This window comes from Halioglobus sp. D3-4 (assembly GCF_055809315.1).
Window position 1 is genome coordinate 2,367,996 of sequence record NZ_CM147907.1, and the last position, 13,055, is coordinate 2,381,050.

The 13,055-nt window shown below is 56.3% G+C and carries 11 protein-coding genes; 4 read left to right on the forward strand and 7 right to left on the reverse strand.

Going from position 1 to position 13,055, the window contains the following annotated elements; translation table 11 throughout:
• Nucleotides 1-68 precede the first annotated feature (68 nt).
• A complete protein-coding gene (locus AC0L6S_RS10140) occupies nt 69-659 on the forward strand; it encodes a hypothetical protein (protein ID WP_473428367.1) in 591 nt (196 codons plus the stop codon).
• A gap of 19 nt (nt 660-678) precedes the next feature.
• Here AC0L6S_RS10140 and AC0L6S_RS10145 read toward each other — a convergent pair whose 3' ends face one another.
• Nucleotides 679-1,362: a hypothetical protein gene (locus AC0L6S_RS10145; protein WP_473428368.1), complete on the reverse strand. Its 684-nt coding sequence runs from the start codon at nt 1,360-1,362 to the stop codon at nt 679-681.
• Nucleotides 1,363-1,561: 199 nt separating this feature from the next.
• Here AC0L6S_RS10145 and AC0L6S_RS10150 point away from each other — a divergent pair, with 199 nt between their 5' ends.
• A complete protein-coding gene (locus AC0L6S_RS10150) occupies nt 1,562-3,775 on the forward strand; it encodes a TonB-dependent receptor (protein WP_473428369.1) in 2,214 nt (737 codons plus the stop codon).
• Nucleotides 3,776-3,835: 60 nt separating this feature from the next.
• Here AC0L6S_RS10150 and AC0L6S_RS10155 read toward each other — a convergent pair whose 3' ends face one another.
• Together AC0L6S_RS10155 and AC0L6S_RS10160 are read right to left on the reverse strand one after the other, a co-directional pair.
• Nucleotides 3,836-5,503 (reverse strand): sulfatase, encoded by a 1,668-nt coding sequence (locus AC0L6S_RS10155; protein ID WP_473428370.1) that lies wholly within the window; start codon nt 5,501-5,503, stop codon nt 3,836-3,838.
• A gap of 47 nt (nt 5,504-5,550) precedes the next feature.
• Complete coding sequence (locus tag AC0L6S_RS10160) at nt 5,551-6,525, reverse strand: NAD(P)H-dependent flavin oxidoreductase (RefSeq protein ID WP_473428371.1); 975 nt, start codon at nt 6,523-6,525, stop codon at nt 5,551-5,553.
• 191 nt (nt 6,526-6,716) lie between these two features.
• On the opposite strand from AC0L6S_RS10160, the gene AC0L6S_RS10165 reads away from it, so the two are divergent.
• The gene (locus tag AC0L6S_RS10165; RefSeq protein WP_473428372.1) at nt 6,717-8,180 is read left to right on the forward strand and encodes an MFS transporter; all 1,464 of its coding nucleotides are present in this window, start codon (nt 6,717-6,719) and stop codon (nt 8,178-8,180) included.
• A gap of 10 nt (nt 8,181-8,190) precedes the next feature.
• On the opposite strand, the gene AC0L6S_RS10170 is transcribed toward AC0L6S_RS10165, so the two are convergent.
• Nucleotides 8,191-9,717, reverse strand: coding sequence for a malonate--CoA ligase (locus tag AC0L6S_RS10170; RefSeq protein ID WP_473428373.1), 1,527 nt, complete (start codon nt 9,715-9,717; stop codon nt 8,191-8,193).
• 99 nt (nt 9,718-9,816) lie between these two features.
• On the opposite strand from AC0L6S_RS10170, the gene AC0L6S_RS10175 reads away from it, so the two are divergent.
• Nucleotides 9,817-10,575 (forward strand): SDR family NAD(P)-dependent oxidoreductase, encoded by a 759-nt coding sequence (locus AC0L6S_RS10175; protein WP_473428374.1) that lies wholly within the window; start codon nt 9,817-9,819, stop codon nt 10,573-10,575.
• 68 nt (nt 10,576-10,643) lie between these two features.
• Here AC0L6S_RS10175 and AC0L6S_RS10180 read toward each other — a convergent pair whose 3' ends face one another.
• From AC0L6S_RS10180 to AC0L6S_RS10190, 3 genes are all read right to left on the reverse strand, one after another.
• Entirely contained in the window at nt 10,644-11,129 is a 486-nt protein-coding gene (locus AC0L6S_RS10180; RefSeq protein ID WP_473428375.1) for a hypothetical protein, read from the reverse strand.
• A complete protein-coding gene (locus AC0L6S_RS10185) occupies nt 11,129-12,130 on the reverse strand; it encodes an SH3 domain-containing protein (protein WP_473428376.1) in 1,002 nt (333 codons plus the stop codon). Before AC0L6S_RS10185 ends, AC0L6S_RS10180 begins: the two co-directional genes overlap by 1 nt.
• A 191-nt stretch (nt 12,131-12,321) precedes the next feature.
• Complete coding sequence (locus AC0L6S_RS10190; RefSeq protein WP_473428377.1) at nt 12,322-13,053, reverse strand: hypothetical protein; 732 nt, start codon at nt 13,051-13,053, stop codon at nt 12,322-12,324.
• Between the last annotated feature and the right edge of the window lie 2 nt (nt 13,054-13,055).

Consider the following 13,055-nt stretch of genomic DNA (forward strand, 5'->3'; position numbering starts at 1 on the left):
CCATATTGTTAGCATTCGAAGCAATTCGAGTAGCCCAAACCGATCATAATAGCGATAAAGGTGGCAGTATGAGCGCATGGATAATCTGGCTGACAGCCGCACTGGCCTATGCATTATTCTGGTACTGGTATGTTGGCTTTCAGAAAAAAATTACACCGCAAGAAGTCGAGGCTACCATGCGTCTCTTTGAACGCGAGGGCAGCTGGAACGCCACCCAACAAGAGCACCTGCGCAAGTTTTTGCTAGAAGATGACGGCCGGGACTTTGTGATGGTCAACCTGATCCACCTCAAATCACCGAGAAGAGAATCGCGCGAAAAACTGGCCCGTTATCAAAAGGTGTTTCTCGGTGCGCTACTGCGCAAGGCTGGGCACCCGGTGATGATCGCTACTGCAGCCAGCGGCAATGTTGAAAACGTAGACTGCGAGCACAGCAATGACTGGGGCGCGGCGGGTATGATTCGCTATCGCAGCCGTCGCGATCTGATGGAAATATTACCTTCGACCATCGGCAGTGAGCACCACAATCTCAAGCTGGATTCTCTGGAGAAAACTTTTGCCTTTCCCGCAGCACCCTGGTTTATGCTGGGCGGCCCGAGGATTGTGGTTGCACTGGTTATCGCACTGATGGCCGCATTTGCGCAACTCGCCCTGAACTAAAAATACCTGCTACTGCAGCCTAGAACAGTTTATAGCGCGGGCCGCGCGGCTTCGGCACTTTGTGCTCCTGTGGCAATGTGCAAATGCGCTCCATGCGGGTGGTGCTGCCATCGACGTATTCCCACACCAACTGTTCGCCGCTCATGTATCGCCTGACCACCAGTGGCCCCCAGCCGAGAAGATGGAATTCCAGTATGCCGTCGCTCCAGGTCATGCTGGCAGATGTTCGATTGCAGTAGGCTTTGTCACCGATCGTAAATATCACCGACCCTTCCGTATCATTCGAATTCTCACCGGCGCTGCTATTGGGGCCGCCGTCGTGAATAATGCCCGCGCTGGTAATCACCGTGCGACTGCCGCATTGCTCCACGCGCTCGACATGGCCAACTTTACCGCTCACGCCAAGCCACAAGCCGCGGATGTCTGCAGCGCCCTCGGCTAGCGGTTCGGTACACTGCGCCAGAATCGGCAGCGGGAAATGATCATAGGCACAACCGGGTGTATTGCCCTTGGGGATGTCCTGCGCCATTTTTCCGCCGCCATGCAAGGGCGGAAGTTTGCAGTAGTTGATCGCACTGCCATCCCCCGCCAGTGTCGCCGGCTCGGTCAGCAACGGTGGTCTGGCGGAAAAAAACAGCAGCCAGCAAGCGACAGAAACCAGCACCATCACTGTGACAATAACGCAGAGCAACCACTTCTTCATTTGTGTTCCTCAACAATCCAGGCTGTTCTCGCCATGGCAGATGAATGACCACACTCGGGTGGTAGACAACAACTATCGGCCTTGTACGAACCACCTTTTCATATTTACATACTATATGCCATTTCTTTATGGCATATAGTATGTCATTATAATTAGGGCAAAAACAATAACGACGCTCTAGTAAGCAGGAGAAGCCGGAATGCGAATAATAAGATCCACCGCAATGGCGACCATCCTCTCAAGCACCAGTACCTGCATCCAGGCCGCCGCGCTAGAGGAAGTCATCGTTACCGCCACCAAGCGCGCAGAGAGCTTGCAGGATATACCGGTGTCAGTGAACGCGCTGTCTGAGGCCACCATTCAGGAAGCGGGAGTCTCCGATATCGGAGATGTTGCCGCACTGGTTCCCGCATTGACGGTAAGCTCAAACCTTAGCCCATTTGCCACCGCTCTTCGCATTCGCGGTTTTGGCACTTCGCAGAATGATCCGTCACTGGAAGCCTCGGTAGCCTTCATCGTCGATGGCGTGTACATGGGCCAGTCGGGGCTGGGAATGTCCGACCTCACTGATATCGAGCGCATAGAGGTTCTACAGGGGCCGCAGGGCACGCTGTACGGAAAAAACAGCAATGCCGGCGTGGTCAGTGTGATTACAAAATCGCCCAACCTCGATGAGACTGAGGGCTTTGTCGAGGCCAGCCTCGGCGATTACTCCCTGCAAAAATATATCGGCTCGGTCAGTGGCCCGATCAACGACTCACTCGGGTATCTGCTCTCTGGCAGCTGGCACGAAACGGATGGCTGGCTGGAGAGCGATACTGGTGACGATCTCAATGGCGTGAAAGACTGGAACGCTCGTGGCAAGCTGCTCTGGTTGCCAACTGATGAGCTGAGCATTCAACTCACCGCCAGCCATGTGGACCGCGACACAAATTGTTGCGGAGCCGACGCCACGCAAACTGCTGCGATTACAGATCAACTGGTTGCCCAGGGCCTGCCGGTTCCGAAAAACGATGCCTTCGACTACAAGAACAATCAGGACATCAACTCCAACTTCAATCTGCAGTCCGATGCCATCAATCTCAAACTGGACTACGAACTGGACAGCGCAACCCTCACATCCCTGACCGCCTGGAATGACTACGACTATAAAACATCGACCGATGCAGACCGCTCACAGCTGGCGGTTCTGGGAATTGTCGATGACAAATACACAGGGGAGCTATGGTCGCAGGAGTTGCGACTGAGTAGCGACGCCGATGGGCCGTTGCAATACATGGCGGGGTTGTTTTATGCCTACCAGAAGTTGACCCGCGGTGGCACCGGACAAGGTACGGTTGAGATTGGCGACGATGTCATTGCCGTCGGCGGTGCCCAAACCGGCCTGGGACCAGTGTTCGGCAGCATTGTGCAACCTGGCGACACGGTGTTCTTTGACAGCAAGTGGGAGACAGAAACCATCGCTGCGTTTGGCCAATCCACGTACAACATCACCGAGGCATGGGCTGGGACACTGGGGCTGCGTTACACCTCGGAAAACAAGGATGCCGACCTCTACACCGAACCGTATTCCAGCGCGCCCGCTTTTGCCACGGATGGAGCGCTGGTGCAGCGCGCCTTCGAAGCCGTTGATGAAGATTTTCACCGCGACAATGACGGTTTTACCTGGCTGGCCAACCTCACCTGGTTCGTTACTGAGGAGATTATGTTGTTCGGTTCTGTCTCCACCGGCAGTAAATCGGGCGGCTTCAATGGCGTTGCCGGCGAGGGTGCACAGCGCGAATTTGACGATGAAGACACCACTAACTATGAACTCGGGATCAAGTCCGAGCTGTTCGATAACCAGCTGCAATTGAATGCCACCGCCTTCTACACTGAGTTTGACGACCTGCAGTTCCTCGCGCAACAACCCACCGGCGTCGGCACGTTTGTCAGCAACGCCGCAGCCGCCACCAGCACCGGAATCGACCTGAGTATTTCCGCCGCACCCTGGGATTTTCTGATGCTGAGCGGTGGCTTGCAGTATCTGGATGCAGAATACACCGACGGAGAGTTGGATGAGCTGAACTTCGATGTGCCCTACGCCCCTGACTGGAGTGGCAATATTTCTGCGACCCTTTTGCTACCCCTCGCCAGTGGTGTCACGTATCTGCGCAGCGATTACAGTTTTATGGGCGATCACTACACCAGCCCAACCTATCAGCCCTCCAGCGCAGAGCAGAACAAAACAATGCTAAACGTGCGCCTGGGATGGCGCAACGATAACTGGGATGCCGCGCTCTGGGTGAAGAACGCGACCGACGAGGCATACTCGAACCTGTCGCTGGCACCCGTCGCGTATTCAGGAACTGCTGGAGAGTATCTGGAGGCACCGCGCACATGGGGTGTTACCGTGCGCTATACCTTTCTCTGACAACCACAACGAACGCGCTTAAGCCGGAACAGGCTTTCCCGGGCTGGCATGTTTGGACGCTCAGTTCGGCCAGTAAATGTATTCGTCGCCCGGCTCAAAATGCTCGGCCAGTGTCTTATCGATCGCGACCGGCATCTCTACAATATAGGGATACAAGGGTTTGCGGCCCGATGCGCGATGCGCATCCAGCAGGGCGCCTAATTCATCGCGCTTATCCGTGCGTGACTCAGCCAGATTGCGCTGCTCTGTGGGATCTTCCGCCAGATTGTACAGCCAGGCCTTGGCCGGATTTTCCGAGACCTGCAGCTTCCAGTCACCGTGGCGCACCGCGCGGTAGTAACCGCTCTGCCAGAACAATGTCTCCCGCTCCCAACGCTGCGCACTCCCCCCGGTAGCCAGCGGGAGTAAATCACGGCCATCAATTGCCACACTCTGTGGCGGCTCAGTCCCGGCAGCGGCGGCTATAGTCGGCATCAGATCGATATGAGCGACGGGGGTATCTATCAAGGTTTGAGGCGCAATGACTTGCGGCCATTTCATAAACAGAGGCACCCGCAGGCCGCCCTCGAAGTTGCTCAGCTTCCAACCCCGAAACGGCGCGTTAATATCGGGCAGACCGATATAACCCGGGCCACCGTTGTCGCTGGAAAATATCACCAGCGTGTTATCGGCCAAGCCCTCTTCTTCCAGCACCTGATTAATGCGACCCACGCTGCGATCCAGCGCGCGTACCATGGCCGCATACACCCGCAGGTGATGGGGCTGTATATCACCCACGGCCTCATAGTCCTCGCGGGTTGCCTGTAGCGGTGTATGCGTACCCCAGTGGGCGAGATAGAGGAAAAACGGGCGATTGCGGTTGGCCCGAATCACCGCAATGGCCTCGTCGGTCCAGTAATCGGTGAGATAACCACCGGGCTCAAACCGCTCCTCACCGCGATTATTGAACGAGGCGGCATAATCCATCCGGGCCCAGAGGAACCTGTCGATTGGGTCGAAATCCAGCTTCGCATTCACCACGTCGGGATCATCCTCAGGCAGATAGAGGCCACTTGCCATCAGCAGGCTGTCATCGAAACCCTGGTCTATCGGCGCAAAACCCTCACTGCGGCCCAGATGCCATTTACCGATATGCGCGGTGTAGTAACCCTTTTCGCGCAGCACCTCGGCAACCGTTACCTCGGCGCTGGGAAGGCCCTGCTGCTCATAGGGCGGAGCCGCAGCGGCGCCCGCTTCATTGAACAACCCCGGCGGCAAACCATTGTCTATGCTGTCACTCACAGCACCGACCATAGGCCCCATGCCGGAGGGCGTGGGCGTGAATTCGAAACCTGTACGCGTGGGGTAGCGCCCGGTCATAATCATCGCCCGGGAAGGCGCGCAGGTGGCATTGCCGGCATAGGACTGCGTGAACACGGCACCGGTGGCGGCGAGCTGATCGATATTGGGCGTTTGCACGCGGCCGTCGGCTACGCCTCCGCCAAATGTGGAGAGATCGTTGTAGCCCAGATCATCTGCCAATATAAGAATAATATTGGGCGGCTGCTGCACACCCGGTTGACGGGTGGCAGGCCCCTGCTCCCAGGGTATCTGGCGATTCGGCGCGACAACAAATTCCCGCTCAGACTGGAACTTGACCAGCGCCAGCATCAGGTCGATGCGGTTTAACCAGGCGACAGCCCCGAAAGCAACTATCACCAGCAGCGAAGCAATAAGGAATTTCTTCACGGTGCACCTCTGGTGATAGTTCGTGAGCTACAGAGTTATCAAAACGATCAGGCTGTACCGGCTATTCCCGCCAGGCGCTCGTTGATGATAGAACGGGCATCGGCAACAATCGTTTTCACCAGATCTTCACAGCTGGGTATATCGTTAATCAAACCGCCGCACATACCCACGGTAACCATACCCGCCTCGATATCACCGGTCGTCCAGGCTTTTTCCTGATTCGCGCCGGATACGAGATGGTGCACCATACCGAAGTCGCCGCCTTCCGCCTCTATTTCAGCCACTTTATCGGCCACACTGTTGCGGTAAACCCGCGCCGTGTTTTTGTAGGTCCGGAAAATTAGACGCGTCTGGTTCTCATCCATCTCGACAATTTTCTGCTTGATACCTTCATGTATCGGCGCTTCCTTGGTGACCATGAAGCGCGAACCCATATTGATGCCCTCACACCCAAGCGCCAGCGCGGCAGCGAGGCCGCGACCATCGGCGATCCCGCCTGAGGCCAGTACCGGAATTTTTAGCGCCTGCGCTGCGGCAGGGAACAGCACGAGGCCGCCCACGTCCTGCTCACCCGGATGACCGGCACATTCGAACCCGTCGATACTGACAACATCAACACCGATACGTTCGGCTTTCAGCGCGTGTCGGACCGCGACACATTTGTGGATAACCTTCACCCCGTTGGCCTTGAAACGCTCCATAAACGGCTCCGGGCTGCGCCCGGCGGTTTCTACAATCTTTACGCCGCTATCGATAATCACATCCAGAATATCGTCGTAGTTGATCTCCGTCGTGACAACACCCACCGTCAGGTTTACAGCGAAAGGCTTATCGGTGAGTGAACGACATTTTTCAATCTCTGCGCGCAACCCCTCCAGTGTTGGCTGGGTCAACGCAGTCATCACGCCCAGTGCGCCCGCATTGGACGCAGCGGCTGCCAGCTCGGCAGTACCCACCCGCATCATGCCACCGCACACGATCGGCGTTTCAATACCCAACAATTCTGTCAATCTGGTTTTCATAGTTCTGGCTCCCTGAGCGTGTTCTGCGACCTAAAATTAGTGCAGAGACTTTATATATCGGCATATGTTATGTCAAATAATTCCCGGCTGCTTTGGAGTGCCTAAAATCGATTTAAGTACCCTGTTGGCGCCAGTCAGGGTATCTTCATGCGGATAAATGCCAGTCGGCACTCCCTAAAGAGGGGGCTGCCGTGAATGGCCGCGACAATAAGGTGACAACAATCCACAGCAACACCCACACTTCAACGAAGATTTTCTATGGTATTGGTGGCGGTGTTTACGCCGTCAAGGAAGCTGCCTACGCGATCTTTATCCTCCTGTTTTATACCCAGGTGCTGGGCCTTTCCGGGACGGTCACAGGCGCTATAATGGCGATCAGCCTGATCTGGGACGGCATCTCGGACCCATTGATAGGAAGCTGGTCGGACCGGTTGCGCAGTCGTTATGGCCGGCGACACCCCTTCATGGTGTATAGCACGCTGCCGATTGCGATCGGATTTATTGGACTTTTCGCACCGCCGGACAAGGTAGTCGATTCACCGACATTGCTCGCCTGCTGGTTGCTGTTCTGGTCGCTGTGGGTACGCACCTTTATTACCGGTTTTACCATTCCGCACCTTGCCTTGAGCGCGGAGCTGACCAGCGATTACCACGGACGCAGCCAGTTGATGGCGATGCGGCTAGGTTCGATGTTCCTCGTCGGCCTGCTGTTACCGGCGCTCGCGCTGACCATGATCTTTGATGCTACGGGAGACTTGGACGGGCGTTTTGTACCGGGCAATTACCCTGTGTACGGCCTGCTATCTGCGGGCATTGTGATCGTCCTAAGCATTGTCAGTATAATGGGAACACGCCATCACACCAGCCTGCCGGACCTGACGGGCGAGCGCTACACCCTGCCACGTCTGCGCGATTTTTTCGATGACATACGCCAGACACTGCGCAACCGGATGTTCCGCACGATGCTCGGCTTTGAAGTGGCCTCGGCTATCGGATGGGGCTGTTATACGACCCTCAACATTCTCGTGGCGACATATGTTTTCGAGTTCTCCTCGGATGAGGTCGCCCTGATTCTGGCGGTTCCCGGACTGCTGGCAATCGTGCTGGCCGGCGTGATGCTCAAACCGCTCAGTGCACGATGGCAGAAACCGCAACTGCTGCGTCTGGCCGTCTGGGGGATGTTGTTCAACTCCCTGTGGCTGCTGCCGCTCAAGCTCGCAGATATGCTGCCTGCCAACGGCAGCCCCCTACTGTTGCCACTGGTGTTGCTCAGCAGCACGGTGTTCATGTTTTTCTTTTTCTTGCGGGCGATCAATGCGATGTCGCTGGTGGCGGACATCACCGACCAGCATGAAATTGACGCCGGCGAACGCAAGGAAGGCGGCTTCTTCGCGGTAATGACCTTCGTCGTCAAGATAGCCAGCCTGGTCGGTCCACTCTACGGCGGTATCGTTCTGGATGTGGTCGGGATGACCAACAAGGACCTTCCCGGCGAAGTGGCTGAACCCGCATTGATCGGCCTGATGTGGGCCTCGCTTTCGATGGGCATACTGACCCTGCTGATCGCCCTGCGCTATGCCTACAAGTTCAGGTTCAGCAAAGAGCAGATGGAGAAGATACAGCTGACGCTACATGCACAGCGCTCAACCAACTGATCGCGCACTGTTAGTCAACGCTGCTGAACTGTTCACGCAGCACGTTTTTCTGGACCTTACCCATCGCATTGCGCGGTAAAGCGTCCACGATCTCGACGCGTTTAGGCACCTTGAAGTTGGCCAGTTGCGTCTTGCAGTGCGCGATCACCGCGTCAGCACTGGGAACAGCCGGCGCAGATGAGGTACTGTCGGCGACAATCACAGCGACCACCGCCTCACCAAAGTCAGCGTGGGGAACGCCAATAATCGCCGACTCTCCTACCCCGGGCATGTCATCGATCACCAGCTCAATTTCCTTGGGATACACATTGAGGCCACCACAGATCACCATATCCTTGGCGCGCCCGACGATGGCGATATATCCGTCTTCATCAATCACCGCCTTATCGCCCGTATTAAAGAAGCCATCGGCGGTAAAGTCCTCAGCCGTTTTTTCCGGCATATGCCAGTAGCCAGCAAAAACATTGGGGCCCTTCACCTGCAAGTTGCCAATCTCGCCTGCGGCCAATGGTGTGCCCTCATCGTCGACAATACGCACCGTCACATCAGGCAGCGCAGGCCCAACAGTACCGGCGCGGCGTTCACCGTGCAGTGGGTTGGATGTATTCATCCCTGTCTCGGACATGCCGTACCGCTCGAGAATGGTATGCCCGGTGCGCGTCTGGAACTCCGCAAAGGTCTCTGCCAACAGCGGCGCAGAACCTGATATAAACAAGCGCATATTGGCACAGCATTCGGGGCCAAAATCCGGATTACCCAGCAGGCGTGTGTAGTAAGTAGGGACGCCCATCATCACCGTGCAATCGAGCATCGCAGCAATGGCTTCCCTGTCATTGAAACGGCTGTGCCAGGACATGCTCGCACCGCTCATCAGCACACAGTTCACTGCGACAAACAAACCGTGCACATGGTAGATCGGCAGCATATGCAGCAACCTGTCAGAGGCGGAGAACCCCCATAGATCAACCAGTGTTTCGGCATTGCTGCGCAGGTTATCGTGGCTCAACATGATGCCTTTTGGCCGCCCGGTTGTACCCGATGAATACAGCAACGCTGCCATATCTGCGCCGCTACATTGAGCGACCTTGGCCTCGGCGCTCGCCCTCGCGGCTTGCGCCATCAGAGTACCACTGCCATCGGTGTCCAGAGTCAGCACCGCTTTTACACCTGTCTCGGGTAGCACGGACTCGATAGTCTCCACCGCCTCACCCGAACAAATCACAATGCTCGGTTGCGCATTATCCAAAAAATAGGCGAGCTCTGCCGCCGTGTAAGCCGTGTTCAACGGATGATAAACCAGACCGGCACGCAGACAGGCCAGATAGAGGAACAGGTTCTCGACAGACTTTTCCACCTGCACCGTGACTCTGTCACCAGCCACCGCTCCTGCCCGCAGCAAAGTGTTGGCGATACGGGCAGACGCTTGTTCAGCATCGGCATATGTCACACGTCGTCCTTGCGCGATAAGCAACAAGGTGCCTGAATCTGCGGGAAACTTCTGTTGGTAGTGTGCGAAAAGGTTGGCGTTGTCGCTCATGCTGGGCTTTCTCGGCTGCTTGTCTGTCTGCTTGCTGGGCCCGTGAGACTATGCCAAGCTACCTGCCAATTCACAAGCTGATATCTCTGGAAGGTGCCCATGCAGTTGGAATCGAAAATCGCGGTAATAACCGGTGCAGCACGTGGACTGGGTCGAGCCTACGCCGTCGCAATGGCTGCAGAAGGCGCATCCATTCTGGCGTGCGATATCAGTGACTGTAGTGAAACCGTCGCTGAGGTAAAAGCGGCTGGCGGGCGTATTGAGTCTGTTGTCACCGATATCACCGACATGGAGAGTTGTCGCGCAATGGCGGATGCGGCTGTCTCCGCGTTCGGCAGGATCGACATCCTGGTCAATAACGCAGCGTTATACGCCACGCTCAAAGGCGCCCGCTTTGAAGATCTGGACGAAACGCAGTGGGACGCGGTGATGAACGTCAATATCAAAGGCGTGTGGCAGTGCTGCAAAGCGGTTGTGAAGCCAATGCGTGAAGCCGGCGGCGGATCAATCATCAATGTCTCGTCACTCGCTGCGGTATATGGCTTACCTTACGGTCTGGATTATGTCGCCTCCAAGGCGGCTGTCATCGGCATGACGCGCGGCATGGCGCGCGAGTTGGGCAAAGACCTTATCAGGGTCAACGCCATCGCTCCGTCAGCGGTGATGACCGAAGGCACGCAGGATTTCTTTGGTGAGAAATTTGAAAAAGCCAAGTCCGTTATCTCGCAGGGCCAGATCATACAGCGTAACCTGGACCCGGCCGACCTGACCGGTACGGTTATCTATCTTGCATCGGATGCCAGCAGCCTCGTCACGGGGCAAACACATATGGTGGATGGCGGCTCCTGGTTCCTGTAATAGGTGCGAAACCAGCAGCGACTGGCAATCCAACAACGGAACAGAGACTGGCCTGTTCTGCTACTGCGCTACTGATCGCAAGTAAATCTCAGCGACAGAACCGCACCGCTTTCTACGTCATGCAATAACCGGGCTGAAATGCCTTGCGGCCAGCGCCATTCGGCAAAGAGCAATTTCTCATTAACCCAGCGTACGTCAATGGTCCCGCTGACGCCGGGAATACTGATGCGCTGCAACTCGCTGCGCTCGGAATCGATATCGATTGTGCTCACTGAGTGTACTTCCTGCTCCAGGGCGGGAGACATCAACCAGAACTGATAGGCACCGTTGGGTGACAGTGCACCCGGCAGTGGGCGATCCATACGCACCACGTTAGAAAATCCGATAGATTGGCGCAGTTGTACTTCGCTGGTGGCGCCGAGCGGACAGGTTTGATCAACGACTCCCGCAGGCTCCAGGGCAGCCGCTAACGGGATTGCAAAAATCATTGCGAGCGCAGACACTATTCGCCGAATACCTGTGAGAACCTCGCTGCTGCTCGCTAAATCAACCATTAACAGCCCCTCGAGTAAAACCAGGCGGTGAGCTTTCCGCTACTGGTGAACGCCGGAACCCAGCCTTCCTCCAACACGTTATCCATGCCATGTGTGCTGTCGTCACCGTCAGGTGAGCACGGGTCGACACGTGGAATCTGCACTTTCAGCCAGAGTCCTTTTTCAGTGTCCTTCACGTCGGTGACCGTAGCCGGGTATTCGTCGAGTTGTTCGAAGCCATGACGCATGGAAGGTCTGGCCAGACCGTTTTTATCGACCGCCTGCGGAGCACTTTCCCACAGTAGGCCATCCCAGTGTGCGGTAAGATAATTTAGTCGGTTCTGCAGCAGCTTGGACACTGCGTGAAAACGTAGACTATTGTCGTCTGCCGCAATCCAGCCGTAGGGCCCTCCCTCTGCGAGCTTCACTCTGAACCACCCGTCGAGACGTTCATAAACGACGGCAGCACCGCTCTCATACGCGTATTCCCGAGACTCAAGATCGCCTGGACGGATAGTCTGCAGCAAAACACGTGAGCGGGTAGACGGCGCCGAATGCACCACCGCAGGCAAAGGATTATCAAGGGCCTGCATCTCACCTGCTTCGCGACTCTGGAACACACCCGGCATCGCCAGCAGGCCGACAATTTCAGTACTGGCCGGGTAAGAGTCCGGAAACGACAGCGCCTGTGCCTGGGTCGGCTCGGCACAGGGGCAGCGAGCAAAACAGGCTTCTCGATATTGCTGCCAGGCATTAAAGCCATCGATGGCCGCCTCGTGATAAATCACCTGCCCGCTGTCGGCATCAAACACCATGTCGGAGGAAACCACCCGCCCCCAGGGGATACGGATAAACAGCAACGCATCACTGATCCACTGCGGCGCGGGCGATTGTGATACCCCCTCAAACAACATGACAGTATTCTCGGGGAGACCGCGGTCAATCACGAGGCCGGCACCGCCAGTGCCATCCGGCGACACTTCGCGCACCCAGTAGCGAAAGCGTGAGTTTGGGGCCGTCACTGCATTGTCCTGTGGAACGACATCAGCAGGTGCACTTAGTAAGTGCACGCGGCTTTGCAACTCTGGCGGCGGGGGGCTGTGATACACCCGCGGTGCGGCCCAGCACTCCGGGCTGGTATGAAACGCCTGGGACTGAACAAGCGGACTCACGATGCCTGACAGTATCGCAACGCACATCCATACACATGACTTCACTGACAGTCCTCACTATATCGAAGGTCACTGTGTGCTTGACGGATCACAGCGACAGCTTCGGCCATGGCTGGAAACCGATCCAGACAGGCTTGATCCAGAAGCACAGAGTACTGTGTATGCGGCGGCTTATAATCGTGAATTTCGAAGTTCAGGCTGTACAGCCAGCGTCCGTCTTGCAACGGGCAGGGAGCCGGCTGCTCCGCAAATAGAACCTCCAGTGCGCGCAGGACCTTTAGCAGTTGCAGCTTCTGTTCTGCTCTCTCAGGCAGCAAACCGATGCAGCTGTGATTATTCGGGTACAGTACCTCGAATCTACCTTGAACAGAATCAAACTCAATATCAACAAAGGTTGAAGCGCTCTGCTGCTCGCTGTTCGCCAGATACACTTTAAATGAAGGCATGCGCGCCATTAACTCATCGATGTAGGCAGATTGTTCCCGCTGACTCTGGCTTACAGAGAAGCCCAGCAGAAGCAGCAACATCAATGCAGGCACGCCCCACAAGTAAAGCAGCCAGCGCGCCAGGTTTGCAGGTAACAGAGGGTGGAGCAGAAACATCAGTATTGCTGCCCCAATACCCACTGCGACGCCCCTGAACAGGACGATGGCACCCCCTGCCAGTCCTTGATCCACCACCGGATAAAGCCAATTGAGTAAAAGTGCTCCAAGAGCAGAGGCATCGATTGCCAGAACCAGGCTGAGAAGCAGTCGCGGAAGCAGAGTCCTCACTG